This window comes from Arthrobacter sp. NQ7 (assembly GCF_029581595.2).
GTDB classification, from domain to species: domain Bacteria; phylum Actinomycetota; class Actinomycetes; order Actinomycetales; family Micrococcaceae; genus Arthrobacter; species Arthrobacter phenanthrenivorans_B.
Map to the genome: position 1 here is coordinate 349,577 of NZ_JARFXU020000001.1, position 22,821 is coordinate 372,397.

General features: G+C 67.5%; 24 protein-coding genes. 17 read left to right on the forward strand and 7 right to left on the reverse strand.

The annotated features are described in order from the left end of the window. Positions 1 to 126 precede the first annotated feature (126 nt). On the forward strand, positions 127 to 705 hold the full coding sequence (locus PUN71_RS01635) for a TetR/AcrR family transcriptional regulator (protein ID WP_277797119.1): 579 nt from the start codon (positions 127 to 129) through the stop codon (positions 703 to 705). Positions 706 to 796: 91 nt separating this feature from the next. Then, the gene (locus PUN71_RS01640; RefSeq protein WP_277797120.1) at positions 797 to 1,498 is read left to right on the forward strand and encodes an esterase/lipase family protein; all 702 of its coding nucleotides are present in this window, start codon (positions 797 to 799) and stop codon (positions 1,496 to 1,498) included. Here PUN71_RS01640 and PUN71_RS01645 read toward each other — a convergent pair. Then, a complete protein-coding gene (locus PUN71_RS01645; protein ID WP_277797121.1) occupies positions 1,467 to 2,597 on the reverse strand; it encodes a flavin-containing monooxygenase in 1,131 nt (376 codons plus the stop codon). The two genes, PUN71_RS01640 and PUN71_RS01645, sit on opposite strands and share 32 nt — an antisense overlap. A gap of 100 nt (positions 2,598 to 2,697) precedes the next feature. Between PUN71_RS01645 and PUN71_RS01650 the strand changes: the two genes are divergently transcribed. Further along, the gene (locus PUN71_RS01650; RefSeq protein ID WP_277797122.1) at positions 2,698 to 3,372 is read left to right on the forward strand and encodes a TetR/AcrR family transcriptional regulator; all 675 of its coding nucleotides are present in this window, start codon (positions 2,698 to 2,700) and stop codon (positions 3,370 to 3,372) included. 63 nt (positions 3,373 to 3,435) lie between these two features. On the opposite strand, the gene PUN71_RS01655 is transcribed toward PUN71_RS01650, so the two are convergent. Next, positions 3,436 to 3,786 (reverse strand): cupin domain-containing protein, encoded by a 351-nt coding sequence (locus PUN71_RS01655; protein WP_277797123.1) that lies wholly within the window; start codon positions 3,784 to 3,786, stop codon positions 3,436 to 3,438. A gap of 184 nt (positions 3,787 to 3,970) precedes the next feature. On the opposite strand from PUN71_RS01655, the gene PUN71_RS01660 reads away from it, so the two are divergent. The 6 genes from PUN71_RS01660 (at position 3,971) to PUN71_RS01685 (ending at position 7,651) form a co-directional block, all read left to right on the forward strand. Next, positions 3,971 to 4,453, forward strand: a complete 483-nt coding sequence (locus tag PUN71_RS01660) for a TetR/AcrR family transcriptional regulator (RefSeq protein ID WP_277797124.1) — start codon at positions 3,971 to 3,973, stop codon at positions 4,451 to 4,453. Positions 4,454 to 4,616: 163 nt separating this feature from the next. Further along, positions 4,617 to 5,156, forward strand: a complete 540-nt coding sequence (locus PUN71_RS01665) for an alternate-type signal peptide domain-containing protein (RefSeq protein WP_277797125.1) — start codon at positions 4,617 to 4,619, stop codon at positions 5,154 to 5,156. A 74-nt stretch (positions 5,157 to 5,230) separates the two neighbouring features. Further along, positions 5,231 to 5,839 (forward strand): hypothetical protein, encoded by a 609-nt coding sequence (locus tag PUN71_RS01670; protein WP_277797126.1) that lies wholly within the window; start codon positions 5,231 to 5,233, stop codon positions 5,837 to 5,839. Next, positions 5,829 to 6,473: a signal peptidase I gene (locus PUN71_RS01675; RefSeq protein WP_277797127.1), complete on the forward strand. Its 645-nt coding sequence runs from the start codon at positions 5,829 to 5,831 to the stop codon at positions 6,471 to 6,473. The genes PUN71_RS01670 and PUN71_RS01675 overlap by 11 nt, the downstream gene beginning before the upstream one ends. Next, complete coding sequence (locus PUN71_RS01680) at positions 6,474 to 6,971, forward strand: hypothetical protein (RefSeq protein ID WP_277797128.1); 498 nt, start codon at positions 6,474 to 6,476, stop codon at positions 6,969 to 6,971. 299 nt (positions 6,972 to 7,270) lie between these two features. After that, on the forward strand, positions 7,271 to 7,651 hold the full coding sequence (locus PUN71_RS01685) for a VOC family protein (protein ID WP_277797129.1): 381 nt from the start codon (positions 7,271 to 7,273) through the stop codon (positions 7,649 to 7,651). Positions 7,652 to 7,884: 233 nt separating this feature from the next. Here PUN71_RS01685 and PUN71_RS01690 read toward each other — a convergent pair whose 3' ends face one another. Together PUN71_RS01690 and PUN71_RS01695 are read right to left on the reverse strand one after the other, a co-directional pair. Next, positions 7,885 to 8,790, reverse strand: a complete 906-nt coding sequence (locus PUN71_RS01690) for a phosphatase PAP2 family protein (RefSeq protein WP_277797130.1) — start codon at positions 8,788 to 8,790, stop codon at positions 7,885 to 7,887. Between the two features lie 36 nt (positions 8,791 to 8,826). Then, on the reverse strand, positions 8,827 to 10,011 hold the full coding sequence (locus tag PUN71_RS01695) for an MFS transporter (RefSeq protein WP_277797131.1): 1,185 nt from the start codon (positions 10,009 to 10,011) through the stop codon (positions 8,827 to 8,829). A 53-nt stretch (positions 10,012 to 10,064) separates the two neighbouring features. Here PUN71_RS01695 and PUN71_RS01700 point away from each other — a divergent pair, with 53 nt between their 5' ends. The 8 genes from PUN71_RS01700 (at position 10,065) to menD (ending at position 19,843) form a co-directional block, all read left to right on the forward strand. Beyond that, positions 10,065 to 11,051: an ABC transporter ATP-binding protein gene (locus tag PUN71_RS01700; RefSeq protein ID WP_277797132.1), complete on the forward strand. Its 987-nt coding sequence runs from the start codon at positions 10,065 to 10,067 to the stop codon at positions 11,049 to 11,051. A gap of 1 nt (position 11,052) precedes the next feature. Beyond that, entirely contained in the window at positions 11,053 to 12,675 is a 1,623-nt protein-coding gene (locus tag PUN71_RS01705; RefSeq protein WP_277797133.1) for an ABC transporter permease, read from the forward strand. After that, positions 12,672 to 13,223: a GbsR/MarR family transcriptional regulator gene (locus PUN71_RS01710; RefSeq protein ID WP_277797134.1), complete on the forward strand. Its 552-nt coding sequence runs from the start codon at positions 12,672 to 12,674 to the stop codon at positions 13,221 to 13,223. Before PUN71_RS01705 ends, PUN71_RS01710 begins: the two co-directional genes overlap by 4 nt. Next, the gene (locus PUN71_RS01715) at positions 13,220 to 14,236 is read left to right on the forward strand and encodes a magnesium and cobalt transport protein CorA (protein ID WP_043449181.1); all 1,017 of its coding nucleotides are present in this window, start codon (positions 13,220 to 13,222) and stop codon (positions 14,234 to 14,236) included. The genes PUN71_RS01710 and PUN71_RS01715 overlap by 4 nt, the downstream gene beginning before the upstream one ends. A 61-nt stretch (positions 14,237 to 14,297) precedes the next feature. Beyond that, the gene (locus PUN71_RS01720) at positions 14,298 to 15,299 is read left to right on the forward strand and encodes an o-succinylbenzoate synthase (protein ID WP_277797135.1); all 1,002 of its coding nucleotides are present in this window, start codon (positions 14,298 to 14,300) and stop codon (positions 15,297 to 15,299) included. Between the two features lie 41 nt (positions 15,300 to 15,340). After that, the gene (locus PUN71_RS01725) at positions 15,341 to 15,718 is read left to right on the forward strand and encodes a hypothetical protein (protein WP_277797136.1); all 378 of its coding nucleotides are present in this window, start codon (positions 15,341 to 15,343) and stop codon (positions 15,716 to 15,718) included. Between the two features lie 171 nt (positions 15,719 to 15,889). Continuing rightward, a complete protein-coding gene (locus PUN71_RS01730) occupies positions 15,890 to 17,956 on the forward strand; it encodes a PhoX family protein (RefSeq protein WP_277797137.1) in 2,067 nt (688 codons plus the stop codon). Positions 17,957 to 18,103: 147 nt separating this feature from the next. After that, on the forward strand, positions 18,104 to 19,843 hold the full coding sequence (menD, locus tag PUN71_RS01735; RefSeq protein ID WP_502859874.1) for a 2-succinyl-5-enolpyruvyl-6-hydroxy-3-cyclohexene-1-carboxylic-acid synthase: 1,740 nt from the start codon (positions 18,104 to 18,106) through the stop codon (positions 19,841 to 19,843). 102 nt (positions 19,844 to 19,945) lie between these two features. Here menD and PUN71_RS01740 read toward each other — a convergent pair whose 3' ends face one another. Genes PUN71_RS01740 through PUN71_RS01750 form a run of 3 tightly spaced genes read right to left on the reverse strand, consistent with a single transcriptional unit; the run spans position 19,946 to position 22,667 of the window. Continuing rightward, a complete protein-coding gene (locus PUN71_RS01740) occupies positions 19,946 to 20,722 on the reverse strand; it encodes an amino acid ABC transporter ATP-binding protein (RefSeq protein WP_043449170.1) in 777 nt (258 codons plus the stop codon). Beyond that, complete coding sequence (locus PUN71_RS01745; RefSeq protein ID WP_277797139.1) at positions 20,719 to 21,678, reverse strand: amino acid ABC transporter permease; 960 nt, start codon at positions 21,676 to 21,678, stop codon at positions 20,719 to 20,721. Before PUN71_RS01745 ends, PUN71_RS01740 begins: the two co-directional genes overlap by 4 nt. A 35-nt stretch (positions 21,679 to 21,713) precedes the next feature. Further along, on the reverse strand, positions 21,714 to 22,667 hold the full coding sequence (locus PUN71_RS01750) for an ABC transporter substrate-binding protein (protein WP_043449165.1): 954 nt from the start codon (positions 22,665 to 22,667) through the stop codon (positions 21,714 to 21,716). Positions 22,668 to 22,821: the final 154 nt, after the last annotated feature.

The following is a 22,821-nucleotide window of genomic DNA, read 5'->3' on the forward strand; positions in this document are numbered from 1 at the left end:
TGGTTTCCTATCTGCTGGTGGGTGCCGCCGTATGTGACGGAACGTTCACAAGTTTGTGACGGATCGATCCGTCTGTCAAACTTGGAGGCAGGACATGTGGTTTTGAACGTGGAAGGTGGGTTGTCCGTGGCACGCAAGAGCGGCGAGGAGAACCGGCGCAATGTGCTTGAGGTGGCCACGCGGCTGTTCTACCAGCGGGGGATCCGTGCGGTGGGAATGGATACCGTGGTCAAGGAGTGCGGGGTGGGGAACGCCACCATCTACCGTCAGTTCCCCACCAAGGACGCCCTCGCTACGGCATATGTACAGGGGCGCGCGGATGCCTGGTTTGAGCGGATGCGGCAGGTGGCCGACGAATGCAACGAACCCCGGGAAAAGCTCATGGCCGTTTTTCGGGTTTTAGCGGAGGACACCGCGGGCGCCACTTACCGCGGGTGCCCGATGCTGAATACGAACACGGAGTTCCCGGAGGGAAACCATCCGGCGCACCTGGCGGCGGTGGGACACAAGCAGCAAGTTCGGGACTGGTTCCAATCCCTTGCAGTCGAGGCTGGAGTGCGTGATCCGGATGAGCTGGCCGAAGAGTTGCTCATCGTCCTCAACGGGGCCTACGCCACGGGCGCGGTTCTCGACGGCGCCCTCTACGGCAAGCGCGCCCTGAATCTTGCCCGGCGCCTCGTCGACGACGCCTGCGCGGGGCTCTAACTGGCGGAAAGCCTGCAGGGTTTGGCCCTGGCTTGACGTGCCGCTGGTGGTGTTCGCAGGAAGTGTCGCAGGGGCGCGTTATCCTCAACACATGAGTGACCCTGGCGCAGAGCTCCGCATCAGTCCACTGCAGAAAGCCGTGTGGTGGGCGCAGGACTATGTGTACGCCGCGGCCTGGCAGGTGCGCGGATTCCTGTCGCGCGTGCAGCCGGGGTCGTTCCGCAACGGAACCCGCGCCCCCGTGGTGATCATTCCCGGCGTCTACGAAAACTGGCAGTTCATGATGCCGCTCATCCAGGTGATCCACGACGCCGGACATCCCGTGCACGTGGTCACCGTCCTGCAGCGCAACAAGCTGAAGGTGCCCGACGCCGCCCGGCTGGTGGCCCAGCACCTGGAGGAAGCCGGGCTGCGCGATGCCATCCTGGTGGCACACAGCAAGGGCGGCCTGATCGGCAAATACACCATGCTGCAGCTGGATCCCGGGCACCGGATCGACCGGATGATCGCCGTCTGCGCCCCGTTTTCCGGTTCGCGCTATGCCCGGTACATCCTGCTGCCCAGCCTGCGGATCTTCTCGCCGCGGAACGCCCTGACCCTCCAGATGTCCCGCGAGTTGGCCATCAACGGCCGCATCACGTCCATCTACGGGCCCTTCGATCCGCACATTCCGGAGGGGAGCGTGCTGCCCGGCGCCACCAACATTGAACTGCCCGTGGCGGGGCACTTCAAAATCCTGGGCGATCCCGAGACGGCGAGGATCATTGTGGAGCAGCTGAACCTTCCGGCCTGACCGCGTCCGCCGCCTGCGTGGCCTCTGGTGCTGCCGGTGTCCGGGAGGCAATGTGCTGCGCGATGAACGCCGCGTCGGCTCCCACGCCGTGGACCATGGAGGATGCCAGCGACTGCTGGAAAGTGGCGCCCAGGAAGAACAGCCCAGGCTGCGCCGCGGCCACGCCCCGGTGCTGATCCGGCTGCCCGTCCCGGCCAAACACCGGCAGCTGGATCCAGTCCAGGTCCGGCCCGAACCCTGTGCACCACACAACGTTGGAGACCTCGAGGGTCCTGCCGTCCGCAAGCACCGGCCACCCGTCCCGGGCGCCTTCCGTCCGGGGGACGCGTTCGACGCCGGCGCGCACCAGATCCCGGTTCTTCACCCTGACCAGTGGTCCGCTGTGCGCAAGGATCTGTGGCCGGGCTTTCCTGCCCAGGGGCGTGTTGAGCGTCAGGAGGTGCGAGAAGGCGAAGAAGACAGCCAGCGTGAGGGGCCTGGACGCCGTGGCGTCGATGGGCCACGGGATTTCCCCCGGGTGCCGGCCGGAAAGGTAGGTCTTATGGATGGGGGCAAGCTCGAGGGCGATATCCGCGCCCGAGTTGCCGGCCCCGACCACCAGGACCGGGCCCGGAGCGAGGTCCCCGGGGTTCCTGTAGCTCCCTGCGGTCAATTGGCGGAGCTCCGGGCTGAGCTGCCGCGCGAACTCGGGCACCTTGGGTTTCCGGTCCCAGCCCGGAGCCACCACCACGTTGTCCGCCTCGAACACCACGCCGTCAGCCTGGACGACGAAGGCGCGCCCGTTGTGGCTGAGGCTGGTCACGCGGACGCCGTGCCGCACCGGCAGCCTGAGCCGGTCCGCATACCCTGCCAGGTAATCGGCAAACTCTTCGCGGGCTGGGTACGACCACTGCGGCGCCGGGTAGCGGCTGCCGGGGAGGGCGTCATAGCGCGCCGGAGTGAACAGCCTCAGGGAGTCCCAGCGCGTCCGCCAGCTGTCCCCGGTCCTGGTATTTTCATCCAGGATGAGGAAGGGACGCTTCAGGCGGGACAGGTGGTAGCCCATGGCCAGACCGGCCTGGCCGCCGCCGATCACCACGGTGTCGAAGTGTTCTGACATGATGGCCTGCCCTTCTGCCCGTCGCCGCTGCGCGGCGTCGCCGGAGTACTGCTAGAATTCGTCCGAAGCATATTCGGATTAATTAAGGCTAGGTCCGGCAATGAACGAAGTCAATGCCCCGGCACGCCGCTACCACTCGCCCCGGCGCAAGGAACAGGCAGCAGCAACCCGGGACGCCGTCCTGGCTGCCGCGCGCGGGTTGTTCGTGGGGGAGGGGTACCGTTCCACCACCGTGGCGGCCATCGCGCGGCAGGCCGGGGTCGCCGTCGACACTATCTATGCCACCATCGGGCGCAAGCCGGACCTGTTGCGGGAAGTGGTGGAAGCGGCCATCTCAGGGACCGGCCAGGCAGTGCCGGCGGAGCGCCGCGACTACGTCCTCCGCGTGCGGGATGCCGCGGATGCGGGCGAAAAGATCCGGATCTATGCCGAGGCCCTGGCCGGTATCCAGCCCCGCCTGGCGCCGGTTTATGTGGCGCTGCGGGATGCCGCCGGCACCGATCCCGATTGTGCCGCGCTGTGGCGCGAGATCTCCGACCGGCGTGCGGCCAACATGCGCCGGTTCGTGGACGAACTGGCCGCCACTGGGGAGCTCCGCGCGGACCGCCCGGCCGCCGAGCTCGCCGACGCGGTGTGGAGCATGAACGGGCCGGAGTACTGGGTCCTGCTGGTGGACCAGCGCGGCTGGAGTCCCGACCAGTTTGCGGCATGGTTGGCCGACGCCTGGTGCCGGCTGCTGCTCCGTACGGTCCCGGCACCGGACAGCGGCACGTGATTACGGCCCTGCTTCCTTGGGGACTGCTTCCTTCCGGGACTGCTTCCTTCCGGACGTGCGGGGTCAGGATGTGGACGGGCCCAGGCGGCCGGCATGCTGCTCGCTGGCTGCTGCGGCGAGGGGTTCCTTCAGTTCCACGAAGAGGCAATGGGTGGGGGTTGAGCCGATGTTCGTTCCGGAGTGCTCCTGCGCATCCAGCCAGCGGGCCTGCCCTGCCAGCAGCTCCACGTCGGCCTCCCGGTCTCCGGAACGCAGCCTGCGGGCGAAGGAACTCAGCGTCACCATCACGCTGTCCGGGTGGGAATGGGTGCCGGTGCTGTCACCGGGGCCGTCCGTGTACTCCAGGACGCGGACCCGCTCATTTTCGAAGACGAGCCGGTAATGCTGCGGATTGACTGCAATGGGATCGGCCACGGTAAACCCCTCACATGCTTCATGGGACGTGCGTACCATAACGGTACGTAGGTATCATAAAAGCTGTGTCCGGACACCACAATGAGAAATATTTGCTGAGCGGGAGGACCAGGCAAAAGTCGCGTACCCGCGAGGCCCTGGTCGGCGTCCTGCGGACCAACTCGAAGCCGGGCGTGATCCGTCAGTGGCGGAAGTGGCGGCGATCGCCGGCATCTCCCGGACCACTGCCTACCGGTACTTTCCGGACAAGGAGGCGCTCCTGCACGCCGCGCTCCCCGAAGCCGGAGCCGGCTCGCTGCTTGGTGAGGACCCGCCGTCGGACGTGCATGCCCGCCTTGCACGCACCCTGGACGCCCACTTCGAGTTCATCCGGACCTGGGAACCACAGCTGCGCGCCGCATTGCGGCTGTCCCTCACGCCCGGCACCTCGCGCCCCACGCTTCGCGGCGGCCGCGCCATCGCCTGGTACCGGGATGCCCTGTCCCCGCTGGAGTCAGCACAACCGGGCTGCGACACCGCCGCCCTCGCCGTCAGGCTGCGCTCTGTCGCCGGCATCGAACCCTACGTGTGGCTGCGGGACGTCGCGGGGCTCCCTCCTGGACAGGCGTTCGACGTGATGCGCGGCAATGCCCTGGCCGTCCTCTGTGCCGCCCTTGCAGGACAGTGACAGCCGGCACGGCCCGGACAGTAAAAGCGCAGGTCAAGCCCTAGTTGAAATTTCAAATACCTTGAGCATTTGTTGACTCTTTACCCCCTCACTTCCTGAGCTTGGCCATGCAATGTTGTCCCCAGCTAGACCACACCACACCAACAAAGTCTGAGGGGACATCATGAAGAACAGCACGCTGATCAAGGGAACCGCAGCCATCGCCGTAGGTGCCGCACTGCTGCTGGGCGGCGGCGGAACGCTGGCCAACTGGAACGCCGAGGCAACCGCAGCTCCCGGCACCATCGTTTCCGGCGACTTGAACGTCGCGAAGACCGCTGCCGGCGTCTGGAAGGACCGCACCGGTGCCACCATCGACATCACCACCTACAAGGTGGTCCCCGGTGACAAGCTCACCTTCACCCAGGACCTCACCGTGACCCTTGTCGGAGACAAAATGGCCGCCAACGTTGCCACCACCGGCATCACCGCCACCAACGGTTTCACCCCGGCCAACGTATCCGTGAGTGGTCCTGCACTCACCCTGGGCGGCACTGCCGTCGCCAACCCGCTGAAGGCCACGGGGTCCGCCCAGACGGTCACGGCGACCATCACCTTCGAGTTCCTCTCCAGCACCGCTGGCCGCGCGGACACCAGCGTGAGCTACAACTTCAACAACGTGGCATTCCAGCTGACCCAGGTAACCCAGCCCGGCCTTTCCTGATCACCGAAGGCGGGTGGCTGCTGACCAGCCACCCGCCCAAGGCAACCACAGCGGACCAGGACCAGGAGGAGACCATGCGCATCAAGCGCAGACTGCAGGCGGCCGCGCTGGCTGCCGCGGCAGTGCTCCTGGGCCTGTTAACGGTGCAGGGAACGTACGCGTTGTGGAGTGCGTCGGCAGCCGCCTCGCCGGGAATTGTGTCGTCGGCATCCTTCGATACGGGGCTCACAGCCGTCAACACAGGCCAGACGACGACGATGACACTCGCGGACGGGACGGCAGCCACGCTCACGCTGTCTCCCGCAGGGACCCTCGGTCCCGGCACCTCCGTTTACGGCGGCGTCGTGGTCACCAACACCACCAACGCCGGCGGCCAGTTCAACACGGCGATCACGGCCAGCCAGCCCAGCATCGCAAACGTCAATGGCGGAGCCCTCGCCGGCTACGTCAGCGTCAACGCCAAGAACGCAACATCCTCGGCGGAGTGCAGCACCGCCACCGGCTTTGCGCCGGTGGGTACGGGCGGGCTCGTCTCGCCGACGGTTGCCAAGGGCGGGACCACCGTCTTCTGCTTCCAGGTCAGCCTCAGCTCCAGCGCCCCATCCACAGTGAAAGGACAGGCAGTGAACATCTCGCTCCAACTCACCGCACGTCAACTTTGCGGGGTGCCCAGTGGCTGCTGACCTGACCGAACGACTCCTGGGTGGTGGCACCGATCCTGGGAACCGCGGGGAAACGCCGGCAACCACTCCGCGGCCGGGACGTATACGCCGCGGTGCCTGGGCCGTCGTCGGACGTCTTGCCAGCATGGCCGTCATGCTGGCGGCACTGTTTGCCGCCCTGGTGCTCATCGTGGTGCCGGTGGCGACCGGCTCGCAGACCTATACGGTCCTGACCAACTCCATGGCCCAGAAGTTTCCGCCAGGAACCTTCATGGTGATGAAGCCGGCACCGTTCGAGGACCTCAAGTACGGCGACGTCATCACCTTCCAGCTGTACTCCGGAAAGCCCGAGGTGGAAACGCACCGGATCGTCGGCTTCGGCTCCACCCAGGCGGGCGAGAAGACGCTGATCACCAAGGGCGACAACAACGGCGCCAATGACCCCAACCCGGTGCGCGCCATCCAGGTCAAGGGCAAGCTGTTTTACGCCGTCCCGTATGTGGGCTTCGTAGCGAATTTCCTGGGCAACTCGGACCGCGGAATGTGGACGGTCGTCGCGGCCGTCGCGCTGATCGGGTACGGGGCGATCACCGTCTACACGTCGGTGCGCAAAGCCCGGAAACCGCACGACGCCCCGGGCGCTGGGGTGGAATAGATGGAGAAGTTCCGTAACCTTCCCGGCGCAGGCCTGGCCCTCGGCGCGTTCGTGCTCACGGTGCTGCTGGGAATTGGCGGGGCGTCGGCCTCGGCACTCTGGCAACAGAGCGCGACGGCGACCATGACCGTCACGGCATCGGGCACCTGGCCCACGGCCGGGTTCTCGAACTTCACCTGCACCAACGACAGTCCGCAGAAAGTGGCCACGCTGACAGCTGCCGGATCGAAGGCGCCCACCACCCTGACCTACGCTGCGCTCCAGGCCAACGGAACCTACGGGCCGTCCTACAACGAATCCGTGAGCCTTGGAACGACAAGCACCATTGCCCTGACGATCACCTCGCAGATCGTGCTGGCCAACCGGACAACAACGCCACTGACCATCCGCGTCACGGCAACCTACCCGGACCAGAGCCAAAGCACGGCCACGGCAAAAGTGGCGCTGGAGCAAGGCAACAACAGCGACAAGGTCACCTGCCTGTCCACCGCTTTCTAACCGGCCCTGGACCGCCAGCTCGGTGGAAGAAGGTGCCGCTGCAAAACCCCCCACGCAGCGGCACCGCCTCCCGCCGAGCTGGAGCAGCGACGCGGATATTCACCACCGATACGCAGCTTTGTTTCCGCCACTGTTATCCGGGCCGCGCAGGGGAATATGCGGGTCGAAAGAGGAGATGCGCGTCGCGGACGGTGACCCGCGCCGAAGGTGGCACGGCCCCGGGAAGGATCTGCCGCCGTCGTACCCAATGCCCCGTGTCCGGCACCAGCCCACCGGCCGGCCGTCCGTACACTGGCACCATGTCATGCCGAATCAGTGAACTTGTCCTGAACTGCGCCGACCCCGAACTGCTGGCCCGGTTCTGGAGTGACGTGCTGGGTTACGTGGAGCTCGACCGGGAGGACGGGGCGATCGAAATCGGGCCGCCGGACGCGGGATTCGGCGGACCGCAGCCCACGATCATCCTGAGCCCCAGCACCAATCCGCGGGTGGGAAGGCTTCCGCTGCACATCGACGTCAACCCGGTGGACCGCGACCAGGACGCCGAGCTGGAACGCCTGCTGGCCCTCGGGGCCCGGCCCGCGGATGTGGGGCAGGCCGGCGGCGAGCAATGGCACGTGCTGCAGGACCCGGAAGGAAACGAGTTCTGCCTGCTGCGCAAGCGGCTGGACGCCCTGTAACCAGGTCCTGCGGCGCCCTGGAACCTGCGCCTTAAACTGCAACGCTCCCTCGGGGACGAGGGAGCGCGAACAGGGGTGTGCCTGGCGGCGCCCACTTCAAAACGCCGGCCAAGCACTTGCCACTATGCCTGGGGCGGCTCAAGCTTAGGGGGTCGAATTCCTCAAGGTTTCCTCAAGAGTCGTCCGCCGGCCGGTGTTCCATGCTAGGGCAGGCCGTGCATGGCCTGAAGGCCCTACAGCCTGGGTACGTCCCGCCGTCGCGCGGCGAAGGCGAACAGGGAAGTGGTGGCAACGGTGGCCAGGTAGCCCGCGATCACAATCAGGGAGATCCCGGCCCAGAAGTAGTTGGTGGTACTGCTTTCCTGCCACGGGCTGGGCGCGATCCGGATCAGCGAATATACCGCCACCCCGGCGGAGGCGAGTCCGATCAGCACCGGCAGCGTGAGCCAGATCCGGGCCGAGCCGATGTGGCCGCCGAACCCGTCCCACTCGTTCCACGATCCGCGGCGCAGGATCAGCCACCCGGCCGGGATCATGAACGCGCCCACCAACAGGAACGCGGCCACCACGTCGGCAGGCCGGTGCCATTGGTTGATCAGCGTCGACACCCCGGAGGCGATGGCAAAGGTGCCGCCAACGAAACCAGCCATCGGGCGCCAGCGCGGTGATGCCATGAGGAACACGGCGGCGGCTGCGGACGCCGCGAGAGTGGTGTGGCCGGAGGGCAGCGAATTCAGTTCCAGCGTCAGCACGCCTTTATCCGGGCGTGCCGGCAGCAGGTCCTTCAGGACCTGGGTGGCTATGTTGGCGCCGACGCACGCGGCCACGGCGATCCCGGCCTCGGCCCAGTGCCGCCGGATCACGGTCACAAACAGGACCACGACGGCGGCCATCACCAGTGAGATGGTGGGCAGCCAGTCGAGGAACCGGGTGGCGGCCTTGCCGGCGGGGCCATGGATCTCCACAGCCTCCACCAGCGCGGACTCGTCAATGAACTGTCCCGTGGTGGTCTGGACGAAGAAGTAGTAGGTGGCAACGAGTCCGGCAATGCAGGCCAGGGTGGACAGCACGAACAGGAAGGCCGAGCCCGGAGCGGGCCGGGCAGGAGTCCTGGTGGATAGTTGCCGTGAAGAAGTCATCGCGGTTAAGGGTGACACAGAAAGCTGGAAGGCCGCTCAGGCGGCGGGTTTGACCGGGTCGAGCCGGGGGATCGCTGCCGCCGCCACCAGCAGGGCCAGCGCGCCGAGCCCGAAAGGCAACGCGGTTGCCGTGGCGATGCCGCCCACCAGCAACGGGCCGCCGGCGTCGCCCAGTTCGCGTCCCAGCTCGGCCGAGCCCATGGTCCGGCCCATCCGCTCGGGTGGCGTGGTGTCGGCAAGGTGCGCGAAGCCCAGGGGAGTGACAGCACCGATTCCGGTGCCCACCAGTGCCGCCGCAACGAAAATGGTGACCACGCCCGGCGCAGCCGCCACCAAACCCACGCCTGCAGCGATCAGCAGCAGGCCCGCCGTCGTACCCTTGTTGTCCGTGACCGCGTGCCGGTCCCGCAACCTGCCGATCCACGGCTGGGTCAGCACCGAGCCGAGCGCCACCACGCTCACCGCCGCCGTACCTGCAAGGGCGTCCAGGCCATGGCGGGTGGCCAGCGCCGGAAGGAAGCCGACGGCGGCACCCAGCGCGCCGGTGGAGGCGGCCAGGACCAGCGTGGGCACCAGGAAACGGCGCTCGCCCACCTGCCGCGCCAGGTCCATCACCGTGTACCGCTTCCGCGGCAGCGGCGCCAGATGCGGCACGGACACCAGCACCCATACCGCAGTCACCGCGGCGAGCACGGACAGCGCGCCGAAGAGCAGGGGAAAGCCGCCCGCCAGGATCAGGCCGGCACCCAGTGGCGGCCCGATGATGTAGCCCAGGCTCTTCCAGGATCCGTAGCGGCCAAAGTAGGTGCCGGCCTTGCCGCCGCGGGCCATCCTGGCCACCATGGCGGACGACGCCGGTGAAAAGGCCGAGGCCGCGGCGCCCTGTCCCAGCCGGGCGAGGGCAAGGACCAGGGGGTCCGCCGCGCCAAGGCCGATCAGTGACAGGGCGGCAAAGGCGGCCAGGCCGCCGACCACTACGGGTTTGGCGCCAATACGGTCGCTGAGCGCGCCGAAGACCGGCTTCAGGAAGACCTCGGCGACGTCATAGAGGGCCAGCAGGATGCCGAGGTTCAGCAGGCTGAGGCCGATGTTGCCGCTCTCCGCGCCCAGGCCCGCCGCGATGCTGTGCGCGCCGAAGGCGGTGACGAACCCTGCGGCATAAAGCGGTGCCGAGGACCCGCGGGTTGCCTGCTGGCTGGGCACGGGTTTGTCAGGGCTCATACGGGGGACTTTAGTACCTTCACAAAGTTGTGAAAACTTCGAAGACTTGAGGCATGAACAGCGTTGTCCACACGGCGAACCTGCACAAGCACTTTGGAAAGGTCAGGGCCCTGGACGGACTCGACCTCGACGTCCGGCGCGGTGAAATCCACGGCTTCCTGGGCCCCAACGGCGCCGGAAAGTCCACCACCCTCCGAATCCTGCTCGGCCTGGCCAAGGCGACCTCCGGGTCCGCCACCGTCCTGGGCCTCGAGCCCTGGACCCAGGCCGTGGAACTCCACCGGCACCTGGCCTACGTTCCCGGTGACGTCCGGCTGTGGCCGAACCTGTCGGGCGGCGAAACCATCGACCTGCTGTCGCGGCTGCGCGGCGGTACGGCCGACGGCGAAGCGTACCGCCGCCGGAAGGACCGCCTGTGCCAGGTGTTCGACTTCGACCCCGCCAAGAAGGGGCGTGCCTACTCCAAGGGCAACCGGCAGAAGGTGGCGCTGATCGCGGCCCTTGCCACCGAGGCCGAGCTCTACCTCCTGGACGAGCCCACCAGCGGGCTTGACCCGCTCATGGAGGAGGTCTTCCGGCGCGAGCTGCTCGCCGCCGTCGAACGCGGCGCCACCGTGCTCCTCTCCAGCCACATCCTGTCCGAGGTGGAGGTGCTCTGCCACCGGGTGAGCATCATCCGCGCCGGCAGGATTGTCGACGGCGGCACGCTGGATTCGCTGCGGCACCTCACCAGGTCGGAGGTGTCCTTTGCGGCGGACGGGCTGGACCCCGACGCCCTGGCCCGCCTGGGCGTCGTACACGACCTGACGGTCGACGCCGGCCGGGTCAGGTTCAGCGCCGACTCGGACCGGATCGCCGAGGTGCTGCCCGCCTTGGGCGCCCTGGGTGTGCAGGGCCTGACAATCGTCCCGCCGTCGCTGGAGGAACTGTTCCTGCGGCACTATGGCGACGCCTCCGCGGCGTCCGGGGCCGTGGATCCCGCTGAGGACGGCGGCCGGGCGGCCCGCCGCCACCTTCTCGGGGCGAGGGGGCGCAGCTGACATGGGAGTCCTCCTGGTCCTCTGGGGTCAGCGGCTGCGCCGGGACCGCTGGCAGCTCCTGAGCTGGGTGGTGGCCATCGGCGCGTTTGCGGTGTTCGCGGCGGCTGCCGTCTCCCAGACCTACGGCAACGTGGCCAGCCGGACCGAAATCCTTCAGGTGGCCATTGCCACCCCGGCCATCCTGCTGCTGCGCGGCCTGCCCCGCGGGGCGGACCAGGGCGCGTTCACGTTCTTCCTGATCTACGCCTTCCTCGCCCTGCTGGCGGGCCTGATGAGTACGTTCCTGGCGGTACGCCATTCCCGTGCCGACGAGGAAAGCGGCGGCGCGGAACTGGTGGCCGCCACGCCGGCCGGCCGCCTGCTGCCGTCCGCCGCCACCCTGCTGCACGGGACCACGGCGAACCTCCTCGTGGCGATCGCGGTGTCCGCCGGGTTCGCGGCCCAAGGCCTGGACCCGCAGGGTTCCCTGATCGCGGGCGCCGCAACGGGCGCCGTCGGCTTCGCCTTCCTTGGCGTCGGGCTGCTGGTGGCCCAGTTCATGGGGACCTCCCGCGGTGCGAACGGCGTGTCTGCTGCCCTGGTTGTCCTTGCCTATCTGCTGCGCGGCATCGGCGATGCCACCGGCACGCCCGGCCCGGACGGGACCACCATGACCGAGGGGGCGGCCAGCTGGTTCTCGCCCATCGGATGGGGCCAGCAGACCTATGCCTACACAGGAGACCGCGGCTGGCCGCTGCTGTTGCCGGTGGCACTGGGTGCCGGCAGCATCGCCGCCGCCTGGCTCATCCTCCGCAGCCGGGACAGCGGCGCCAGCATCTGGGGTGCCCGGCCGGGACGCGCGGCCGCCCGCCGCGGACTTGGAAGTCCGGTGGCCCTCGCCCTCCGGCTGCAGTCCGGATCGATCATCGGCTGGGGTTTCAGCGGGTTGGCCTTGGGGCTGCTGGCGGGCTCGCTGGGAAAGGCGATTGCCGCCGTCGACACCCCGGACACCAACATCACCGCCGTCATGCGGGCCATGCTCCAGGCGCAGGGGGTCTCGCTCACCCAGCTCATGGTCTCGGTGCTTTTCTCCATGGCCGGCGTCTTGGCCGCGGCCTGCGCGCTGCAGGCGGTGATTCGGATGCGGCAGGAGGAGGCGGCCGGAACAGCCGAACTCCTGCTCTCGGTTCCGGTCGGCCGGGTCCGCTGGCTGGCCGGCTACCTGTTGCTGGGCGCGGGGGCCGTGGTGCTGGTGGTGGGCCTGACGGGGGTGGGTGCCTGGGCCACGCTTAACGGTTCCGGCGACCAGTCCATGCCGGCAGATGCGCTGTGGCAGACCGCCCTGGCCCAGCTGCCGGCGGCACTGATCTACCTCGCCCTTCCGGCGCTGGTGTTCGTCCTGTGGCCGGCGGCGGCCATCGGGACCAGCTGGGCACTGCTGGCCCTGGGCGTGCTGCTGGGTATTTTCGGCGGCATGCTGGGCATCGACCAAAGCCTGCGCGACCTGTCGCCGTTCACCCACACGCCCGTGCCGCACGGGGACGCCACGGATTGGAGCGGGGCGTGGTGGATGCTGGCCATCGCCCTCCTGGCCGGGGCGCTGGCGGTTGCGGCGATGCGCCGGCGGGAGGTGGGTTCGGCATGAGCACCGGTGCCAGGGTGGAGGCTGTGGCCCCTTCTTCAACGGACGGCTATCCTGCTGCTGCTGCTGCTGCCGCTGCCGCTGCCGCTGCCGCCGCCGCTGCCGCTGCCGAGCGGACGGCAGCCGCTTTCGCCGCAGCCGGGTTCCCGAAGATGCCCGCACGTGCGCTGCTGGCCCTGGTGTCCTCCGAGCAGGGTAGCCTGACGGCCGCGGAACTGTCTGAGCGGCTGGGGGCCAGTGCCGCGGCGGTGTCGGGGGCCGTGCGGTACCTGCAGACCGTGGGTTTCGTGCACCGGGTGTCGCAGCCAGGAAGCCGCCGCGACCTCTACGCCCTGCACGAGGACGAGTGGTACGTGGTGTCCATGCGGAACAGCCCGGTATACGAAAAGCTCGCGGCCCTGACCGATGCCACCGCCGAAGCGCTGCCCGAGGGGTCGGCCGCGCGGGCCCGGGTGGCGGAGATGGCAAGGTTCTACCGGTTCCTCAAATCCCGTATGCCGGCGCTGCTGGACGACTGGGAGCGGGAGCGGGCCACGGAGGCCGGACAGTGACCATCATCGACAACGCGGTCTACGTCAATGGCGTCCGGACGGAGGACCCGGAAGACCTTGATGAGACGTACTTCCTGCTCCGCCAGCGCGAGGGGATGGCATGGATTGGGCTGTACCGGCCGGACGCCGGGGAACTCCAGTCCGTGGGCGAGGAGTTCGACCTGAATGCCCTTGCCGTGGAGGACGCCCTTGCCGGTCACCAGCGGGCCAAGCTGGAGCACTACGGCGAGTGCCTGTTCCTGGTGCTGAGGCCGGCACGGTACCGGGATGACGAGGAAAAGGTGGACTTCGGCGAGATCCACGTTTTCGTCGGCGATGAGTACGTGGTGACTGTACGGCACGCCGAGTCCCCGGACCTCGCCAAGGTCCGGCGGAGGATGGAGTCCATGCCGGAGTTCCTGGCCCTCGGGCCCGACGCCGTGCTCTACGGAATCCTCGACCAGGTGGTGGACGAATACGAGCCGGTGGTGGCCGGCCTCGAGAACGACATTGATGAGATCGAGGACGACCTCTTTGGCGCCGACCCGGACGTCTCCCGCCGCATCTACGAACTGTCCCGGCAGGTCATCACGTTCCAGCGGGCCACCAGCCCGCTGGCCGGTATCCTGCAGGCCCTGATGGCCGGTGCTCCGGACCGTGGTGAAGCCACCGAGCTTCGGGACCACTACCGGGACGTCCTGGACCACGTCCTCCGGCTCAATGAGCGCGTGGCCTCCTTCCGGGCCCTGCTCCAGAACGCGCTCGCCGTCAACGCTGCCCTGGTGGCCCAACGCCAAAACGACGAGATGCAGCGGATGACCGAGTCCAGCTTCGAACAGAACGAGCAGGTCAAGCGCATTTCCTCCTGGGCGGCCATCCTGTTCGCCCCCACCCTGGTGGCATCCATCTACGGCATGAACTTCGCCAATATGCCCGAGCTGTCCTGGACCTACGGCTACCCCTACGCTCTGGGGCTGATGGTGGCCATGGGCCTTGTCCTCTACCTGGCGTTCAAGCACAACAAGTGGATCTAGGTTGTCCACATAGCGCAGGTGCCCGGGCGGCCTGTTCCGGCGGCGCCGGTACAGTGAATCCATGCCTGCCTCCGATTCCCGCATCCCCCCCTTGGACGAATTGCTGGCGGCCGCCTTCGTGGTCAGCCTGCCCATGCGGGTGAAGTTCCGCGGCATCATGCAGCGGGAATCCCTCCTGCTCCGCGGCCCCCTGGGCTGGGGCGAGTTTTGCCCGTTCCCGGAGTACGGCGACGCCGAGGCCTCCCGCTGGCTGGCCGCCGCCATTGAGGCGGGGTGGCAGGGTTTTCCGGCCCCGCTGCGTTCCGTGGTGCCGGTGAACGCCACGGTTCCGGCCGTTTCCGCCGACCGGGTGCCGGACGTGCTGGCACGGTTCGGCCGGGTGGACGCCGTCAAGGTCAAGGTGGCGGAGCAGGGGCAGTCGCTGGACGACGACGTCGCCCGGCTGCGGGCGGTCCGCTCCGCGCTGCCGGAGGCTGCCGTCCGCGTCGATGCCAATGGAGGGTGGGACGTACCGGGGGCGGTGGAGGCGCTGACGCGGCTCGCGCCGATAGGACTGGAGTACGCGGAGCAGCCCGTGCCCATCATCGAGGGCCTGGCCGAGGTCCGGGCCCGGCTGCGGGATGCCGGGACTCCCGTGCTGATCGCGGCGGATGAGAGCGTCCGGAAGGAAACCGACCCCCTCCGCGTTGCCCGCGCCGGCGCGGCGGACCTGATCGTGGTCAAGGTGGCGCCGCTTGGGGGAGTGCGGCGTGCCCTGGACATCGTGGCGCAGGCCGGACTTCCCGCCGTCGTCAGCTCCGCCCTGGACACCTCCGTGGGCATCCGCGCCGGCCTGGCGCTCGCCGCCGCCCTGCCGGACCTGCCTTACGCCTGCGGCCTGGGGACGGTGTCGCTGTTCGAATCGGACATCACCCTGGACCCGCTGGTGGCCGACGACGGCGCCATCCGGCTCCGCGACGCCGCCGCCGACGCCGGGCTGCTGGAGCGGTTCGCGGCGCCGCCCGAACGCCGGGACTGGTGGCTGGCCCGGCTCCGCCGCGTCCACGCCCACCTCACCAGCTGACACGCGCGCCCAGCGATACCACCGGGCAGTAGGGTGGCTGTGTGCGCGGGGTGAATCTGACAGTGCGGCTAGGGTGGCTCTGCCTCGCTGCCGTCAGCGTGGGCATCCTGGTGTTCGGTGTGGTGGTTGCCCTGTTTCCGCCGGACGGGAATGCCGGTGTGTACCGTGCGGACGGGCTGGCCTCTGCAGGACTGGGCCTGTTCGGTATGTTGATCGTGCTGGTGCCGTACCGGCGGCGCGAGCGGTGGGCCTGGTATGCACTCTGGTTCTACCCGTTCTTTTGGCTGGTGCATCTGATCGGGAACCTCCCGCCAGGCGATGACCACGTCCACCAGGTGCTCTTCATAGCGCTCTCGCTGCTCGGGCTCCTGCTGCCGGTCCGCGCCTTCTTCCCGCCTAAACCGTCGATTGCTGCGTAATTGTCGTTGTGGGGCTCCACAACGACAATTACGCAGCAATCGATGAGGGACTGGGCAATGTTCCTGCGGGTCACGGGCAGTTCACCGGAACTTCATCCAATCGATGGGGTCCCGTAGGAAGCGGCTGGAAGGGTGGGTGGGCACCCCAGTGAGATTCCTTGGAAGGTTCCCATGTCTGAAACTGCCCGCAAGTTCACCCTGCTGCCCATGCTTGGCCATACCAAGGGCAAGCGCAGCCCCGTCACCTGCGCGCTCAAATGCGACAACGCCTGCGCCGGCGATGTTTGCAACACCAGTTCCAACAGCTACTTCCGCGACATCGCCTCCACCACGTTGTCCCGGCGCGCCGCCCTGGGCCTGGGCGCCGCCGGTGCCCTCGCCGTCGCCCTCGGTTCAGCCGTAAGCTCCGCCCAACCTGCCTCCGCCGCGGGCCTGTCCAAAGCCGCCAAGGAAGGCTTCGGAAACTCCAAGCTGCAGTTCACCGCGATCAAGCCCGTCGACAAGGCCGTTGACGCGTTCACGGTGCCGGAGGGCTTCACCTGGCAGCCAATCATCCGCTGGGGCGACCCGCTGTTCGCCGACTCGCCTGACTTCGACCTGAACAACCAGACCGCCGCCGCCCAGGCCCGCCAGTTCGGCTACAACAACGACTACACGGACATCGTGGAAATCCCGGGGAGCAAGGGCCGCCGCGCCGTGCTGTTCACCAACCACGAGTACACCAACGAAAACATCATGGTGCCCGCCGGCTACGACCCCGTGGAAACCCGTGCCATCGGCCGCGCCGCGCACGGCCTGGCCGTGGTGGAACTGGAGCGCCAGAACACCACCAAGCCGTGGAGCTACGTCAAGGGTGCGCCGCTCAACCGGCGCTACCTCTCGGACACCACCTACGAACTGACCGGCCCCGTTGCCGGCTCCGCGCTGGTCAAGACTGTGGCCGACCCGTCCGGCCGCGCCATCAAGGGCACATTCGGCAACTGCTCCGGCGGCACCACCCCGTGGGGAACCATCCTCTCCGGCGAGGAGAACTTCAACGGCTACTTCGTTGCCGGCGGCACCTCCGCCACCGACAAGCGCTACGGCCTCACCGCCAAGCCCACCGCCCGCCAGTGGGAACTCGATGACCCCCGCTTCGACACCCGCAACGCCGGCTACGAAAACGAAGCCAACCGCTTCGGCTGGATCGTGGAAGTCGACCCGTTCGACCCCACCTCCACGCCCAAGAAGCGCTCTGCAATGGGCCGCTTCAAGCACGAGGGCGCCAATGTGATCGTGGCCGAATCCGGCCACGTGGTGGCCTACATGGGCGACGACGAGAAGTTCGACTACCTTTACAAGTTCGTCTCGGCGGACAAGTACCGTGAGGGCGACCGCAGGCACAACATGAACCTGCTGTCCGAGGGCGACCTCTACGTCGCCAAGTTCACCGGCAACTCACCGGCAGCAGAAATCACCGGAACCGGGGCGCTCCCCTCGGACGGGGCCTTTGACGGCACCGGCGAGTGGCTGCCGCTGGTGGTCGGCGGCAAGTCCGCGGTTCCCGGCATGTCCGTCGAAGAGGTCCTGGTGTACACCCGCCTGGCTGCGGACAAGGTGGGCCCCACCAAGATGGACCGCTGCGAGGACGTCCAGCCCAGCCTGCACACCGGCAAGGTCTACGTTGTCTGCACCAACAACTCCGACCGCGGCACCGGCACCAAGGAAGGCGCCACGGAGGTCAACCCGCGCACGCAGAACCGCGACGGCCACATCGTGGAAATCACCGAAACCGGCGACCAGACGTCCACCAAGTTCAACTGGACCCTCCTGATGGTCTGCGGCGATCCGGCGCAGGGCGATGTCACCTACTTCTCCGGCTACCCGGCGGACAAGGTCTCGCCCATCTCCTGCCCGGACAACGTGGCGTTCGACTCCGTGGGCAACCTCTGGATCTCCACCGACGGCGCCCCCTCCGGCATCGGCTACAACGATGGCCTCTTCAAAGTGACCCTGGACGGCGCCGAGCGCGGCAAGGTGGAGCAGTTCCTGTCCGTCCCGCGCGACGCCGAAACCTGCGGCCCGGTCATCCGCGATGACGAGCGCACCGTGTTCGTCTCCGTCCAGCACCCGGGCGAGGAAGGCACCTTCGAGGCTCCGCACTCCTTCTTCCCGGACTACGTCCCGGCAGGCACGACGCCGGCACCGGGCATGGTGCGCGCGCCCCGTCCCGCCGTGGTCCAGGTGTTCCGCGGCTAACCTCCCGGACGCCCGATCACCTTCCGTGGGCTTTTCGGTGACGCCCCATCACCTTCCGGTCCACAGCGGCAGGAGGTGATGGGGCGTCGGGTGTTTTGCGGCAGGAAGTGATGGGGCGTCGGGGGGTGGCAGACTGGTTGGGTGACTTTGCCGAACGAATCTGCACCGAATGTCCCCGAGGTGGACGCGCCTGAACTGAGCGCGCTGGCTGCGGCGCGGATCGCCGTCGAGGTTTTGCTCGACGGCGGCGTGCGGCACGTGGTGGTGTCGCCGGGTTCGCGGTCGGCCCCGATGGCGTACGCGCTGGCCGAGGCTTCGGCGGCCGGCCGCGTTGAGCTGCTGGTCCGCATTGACGAGCGGTCCGCCGGCTTCACGGCCTTGGGCCTGGCCTTGTCCACCGGGTCGCCGGCCGCCGCGCTCACCACGTCCGGGACCGCCGTCGGGAACCTGATGCCCGCGGTGATGGAAGCCAACCACGCCGCCGTGCCGCTGATCGTCCTGTCTGCGGACCGGCCCGAGGAACTGCGCGGGACGGGCGCCAACCAGACCACCGTGCAGCCGGACCTCTTCGGCGAGCAGGTCCGGTTCGCCGCCGACGTTCCTGCCGGGACCAGCCCCGAACGCGCCGTCCAGACTGCCATCTCGGCAGCCACCGGAGCGTTCCCCGACCTGCCGCCGGGCCCGGTGCAGCTCAACCTCGCGTTCCGCGACCCCCTGGTTCCCTCCGCGGGCGAGGGGCTGCCGGATGTGGTGGAGCGTCAGCGCTACCGGGTGGGCACCGAGCCGCTGGTCATGAACCTGCCGCCGGCCCCCGATTCCATGCCGGAGCGGCGGACGGTGGTGCTGGCGGGGCACGACGCCGGGCCGGTCGCCGAGGCCTTCGCCCGCGCCCATAACCTGCCGCTGCTCGCTGAACCATCCTCCAATGCCCGCTTTGGACCGAACGCGCTGGGGCCTTACCGGCTGCTGCTGGAGCATTTCGGGTCCGGCTCGGCGCAGCCGATCGAGCGTGTGGTGCTGTTCGGCCGGCCCACGCTGTCCCGCCCCGTGGCTGCCCTCCTGGCCCGGGCCGATATCGAGTCAGCCCTCTACCAGCCAGTGCCCGTGGCCTGGTACGAACCCGGACGGCGTACGGAACTGCCGCTGGAAAACCTGGCCGACCTCGCCGAATTCGCCGGGCGCGGGACCCCGGCCTGGCTGGACACCTGGCTCCTGGCCGGCTCGGCCGCGCAGCACGCGCTGGACCAGGTGGTATCCGCGGGGGCGGCCGCCACCGGTCCCTCGGTCGCGTCCCTGGTCTGGAAGCATGCGCGCGGCCAGCTGCTGCTCGGGTCCTCGAACGGCATCCGGGACGTCGATCTGGCCGGGCTGCCCGCTCCGGATCCCGCCGCCACCGTGTACGCCAACCGAGGCCTGGCCGGCATCGACGGCACTGTTTCCACCGCCACCGGCATCGCGCTGGGCGGCCGGCAGGAAACTACGGTGCTGATGGGCGACGTGACTTTCCTGCACGATGCCGGCGGGCTCCTCCTCGGCACGGGTGAAGAACAGCCGGACCTGCGGATCGTGGTCCTGAACGATTCCGGCGGTGCCATCTTCGGGCTGCTCGAGCACGGGGGAGTCGAGGAGGGCGGCCGCTACGGGGACGCCGTCGAACGCCTCTTCGGAACCCCGCACTCGGCGGACATCGCGGCACTCGCCGCAGCGTACGGCGTCGGCCATTCACTGGTCAGCACGACGGCGGGACTCGCCGAAGCGCTGGGCCAGCCTGTGCAGGGGCGCACCATCGTGGAGGTCCGCACGGACCGCCGGCACCTCCGGCAACTCCACGCCCGGATCAAGGAAGCGGTGGCCGCCGCCGTCGAGGGCGTGCTGGCCGGGCAGTAGCTGCCGACGCGCAAACTAGCCGCTGACGCGGAAATGCCCTGCCGCTACCGATATGCCGGTAGCGACAGGGCATTTGCGTGTCGAAAATGAATTAGCGGGGCGTCAGAGCACGCGGCCGAGGAACTCCTTGGTCCGTGCGTGCTGCGGGTTGGCGATGATCTCGCGGGGATCGCCCGATTCCACCACCACGCCGCCGTCCATGAAGGTCAGGGTATCGCCCACTTCGCGGGCGAAGCCGATCTCATGGGTCACCACGATCATGGTCATGCCGGACTTTGCCAGGTCTTTCATCACGTTCAGCACGTCACCCACCAGTTCCGGGTCAAGCGCCGACGTGGGCTCGTCGAAGAGCATCAGTTCGGGCTCCATGGCCAGGGCCCTGGCGATGGCTACCCGCTGCTGCTGTCCTCCGGAGAGCTGGGACGGGTAGTGGCCGGAACGGTCACCGAGGCCCACGCGGTCCAGAAGCTCAAGCGCACGCTTCTGGGCCTCGGACTTCGACTGTCCCTTCACATGGATTGGTGCTTCCATGACGTTCTGGAGCGCCGTCTTGTGCGGGAACAGGTTGAACCGCTGGAACACCATGCCGATCTCGCGGCGCTGGGCCGCGATCTCCTTGGTCTTGAGGTCGTGGAGCCTGCCGTTGACCTCGCGGTAGCCGATCAGTTGGCCGCCTACGGAGATCCGCCCTGCGCTGATGGTCTCCAGCAGGTTGACGCAGCGAAGCATGGTGGACTTGCCGGACCCGGAAGGACCGATCACCACCGACACCTCGCCCTGCTTGACCGTCATGTCGATACCCCGGAGCACATGGTGGTGCCCGTAGTACTTATGGAGGCCCTCAATCTTGACCAGCGGCATTTCTGCTGTGACCGTCATCGTGCACTCTCCTCGGGGAAGTCCGTCTTCATCGAGTGCTGGGCATCTGCGCCGGCACCGGCTGCCTTGGCCGCGGCAGGATTCACCGCCGCCGGGGCGAGGTTGTCCACGCCCTTGCCGTAGTAGGCCTCAAGGTAGTGCTGGCCCACCATGAGGAGGCTGGTCACCAGGAGGTACCAGAATGCCGCAACGATCAACAGGGGGATGGGAAGGTAGATACGGTTTGCCAGTGCATTGGTGGCAAACGTCAGGTCCAGGGTGAACGGGACCGCGAGGACAAGGGAAGTGGTCTTCAGCATGCCGATGGTCTCGTTGCCTGTGGGCGGAACGATGATCCGCATGGCCTGCGGCAGGATAATCCGCCACATGATCTTGCCCTTGGACATGCCGAGCGCCTCGGCGGCTTCCTGCTGCCCCTTGTCAACCGACTTGAGGCCGGCCCGGAAGATTTCCGCGAGGTAGGCCGATTCGTTCAGGCCAAGACCGAGGATGGCAGGAATCAGACCCTTGCTGGGATCCGAGAGTGCATAGCTGAACAGTTCCGGTCCGAACGGGATCCCCAGCGTGATCGCAGGATAGAGAACCGTCACCAGTCCCCAGAACACCAGCTGCGTGTAGACAGGGGTGCCGCGGAAGAACCACACCCAGACCCAGCTGGTCCAGCGGAACACCGGATTGTCGGACTGCCGCATCACCGCCAGGAGAATGGCCAGGACGATGGCCAAAACCATGGAAGCGACAGTCAGCAACAGCGTCCAGCCCACACCCTGGACAACCTTGACGTCCAGGATGTAGGTGCCCACGACGTCCCAACGGAAGTTGGGGTTGGTGAACATGCTCTGCAGGAAACCTGCAACCAGGAGGAGGATGACGGCAGCGCTGACCCAGCGGCCGGGGTGGCGGACCGGTACCGGATTGTTCAGTACCGGTGCCTCGTCCTTATGCTGCCCGTGCATGTGAACACCTGACTTGTCGTCGGTTACCCGAAAACTCAAGACTTGACCGCCGGGTTAACTTCGGACTTGGAGATGGCGCCTTCGGAGTTGCCCCAGCCTTCGAGGATCTTCTTGTAGGAGCCGTCTTCCATCAGCTTGGTGACGGTCTTCTGGATGACCTCTGCCCAGGCGGTGTCAGCCTTGGCCACGGCGATGCCCTGCGGAGCGGAATCGTAGACGTCGCCCAGCTTCTCCAGCTGGCCGTTGGTCTGGGTCAGGGCGTAGCCGATGATGGGGGAGTCCGCTGCCATGGCGTCGATGCTGCCGTTGACCAGGCGCGTGGTGACATCCGTCTGGTTCTTCAGGGTGACGATGTCGATGGGCTTCTTGCCGTCGGCGACGCACTTCTTGTTGCGGTCGGCGAGGTCCGGGTCTTCCTGGACGGTGCCGGTCTGCACGCCGATGGACTTGCCGCAAACATCATCCAGGGAGAACTTGTTGGGGTTTCCCTTCTTGACGGCCCAGGCGGTGCCGGCGTTGAAGTAGCTGACCATGTTCACCGCGCCGAGGCGCTCCGGGTTAATGGTGAACGAGGAGATGCCCAGATCATACTTGGGGCCAAGGGCCGGGAGGATGCCGGTGAACTCTGCAGTCTGCACCTGGACCTTGAGACCCAGGGTGGCTCCGATGGCCTTGGCAATGTCAACGTCGTAGCCAACAGGCGTCTGGCCGTCCGGACCGAGGAACTCAGCAGGGGCGTAGCTGGTGTCCGAGCCCACTGTGATGGTGCCCTTGGACTTGATGGCATCCGGAACCATTGCGGCCAGGGCATCGTCCTTCTTGACGGTGGTGGGGTCAAAGCTGGCGGCCGCGCTGCCGGATGAAGTGGCCGCGCTGGAGGGGCCCGTTTCCGAGGCGTTCGTGCATGCTGAGAGGGCCAGGGCGCTGATGGCGATCATGGTGGCGGCAGTCAGCTTGGAAGTGCCCAGGAGGGTACGGGGAGTCTGCATTTCTTACCTTTTGTTGCAGGGGCTATGAGGTACTAACGCGGCTTATAGTGTAACGCTCAACAAGAGAGGTACGTCACACGCAACTAAGTTTCACTATTGGATAACTGTATCGGGGGCAAAATCAAGCCTTCAAGGAAGGGAATAGTCTGTCATC

Coding starts and splice junctions, on each gene's coding strand:
- PUN71_RS01750 (WP_043449165.1), bottom strand. CDS start 22,667: ATGCAGACTCCCCGTACCCTCCTGGGCACTTCCAAGCTGACTGCCGCC.
- PUN71_RS01700 (WP_277797132.1), top strand. CDS start 10,065: ATGAACAGCGTTGTCCACACGGCGAACCTGCACAAGCACTTTGGAAAG.
- PUN71_RS01710 (WP_277797134.1), top strand. CDS start 12,672: ATGAGCACCGGTGCCAGGGTGGAGGCTGTGGCCCCTTCTTCAACGGAC.
- PUN71_RS01665 (WP_277797125.1), top strand. CDS start 4,617: ATGAAGAACAGCACGCTGATCAAGGGAACCGCAGCCATCGCCGTAGGT.
- PUN71_RS01680 (WP_277797128.1), top strand. CDS start 6,474: ATGGAGAAGTTCCGTAACCTTCCCGGCGCAGGCCTGGCCCTCGGCGCG.
- PUN71_RS01690 (WP_277797130.1), bottom strand. CDS start 8,790: ATGACTTCTTCACGGCAACTATCCACCAGGACTCCTGCCCGGCCCGCT.
- PUN71_RS01670 (WP_277797126.1), top strand. CDS start 5,231: ATGCGCATCAAGCGCAGACTGCAGGCGGCCGCGCTGGCTGCCGCGGCA.
- PUN71_RS01640 (WP_277797120.1), top strand. CDS start 797: ATGAGTGACCCTGGCGCAGAGCTCCGCATCAGTCCACTGCAGAAAGCC.
- PUN71_RS01645 (WP_277797121.1), bottom strand. CDS start 2,597: ATGTCAGAACACTTCGACACCGTGGTGATCGGCGGCGGCCAGGCCGGT.
- PUN71_RS01705 (WP_277797133.1), top strand. CDS start 11,053: ATGGGAGTCCTCCTGGTCCTCTGGGGTCAGCGGCTGCGCCGGGACCGC.
- PUN71_RS01685 (WP_277797129.1), top strand. CDS start 7,271: ATGTCATGCCGAATCAGTGAACTTGTCCTGAACTGCGCCGACCCCGAA.
- PUN71_RS01720 (WP_277797135.1), top strand. CDS start 14,298: ATGCCTGCCTCCGATTCCCGCATCCCCCCCTTGGACGAATTGCTGGCG.
- PUN71_RS01730 (WP_277797137.1), top strand. CDS start 15,890: ATGTCTGAAACTGCCCGCAAGTTCACCCTGCTGCCCATGCTTGGCCAT.
- PUN71_RS01745 (WP_277797139.1), bottom strand. CDS start 21,678: ATGCACGGGCAGCATAAGGACGAGGCACCGGTACTGAACAATCCGGTA.
- PUN71_RS01650 (WP_277797122.1), top strand. CDS start 2,698: ATGAACGAAGTCAATGCCCCGGCACGCCGCTACCACTCGCCCCGGCGC.
- PUN71_RS01740 (WP_043449170.1), bottom strand. CDS start 20,722: ATGACGGTCACAGCAGAAATGCCGCTGGTCAAGATTGAGGGCCTCCAT.
- PUN71_RS01695 (WP_277797131.1), bottom strand. CDS start 10,011: ATGAGCCCTGACAAACCCGTGCCCAGCCAGCAGGCAACCCGCGGGTCC.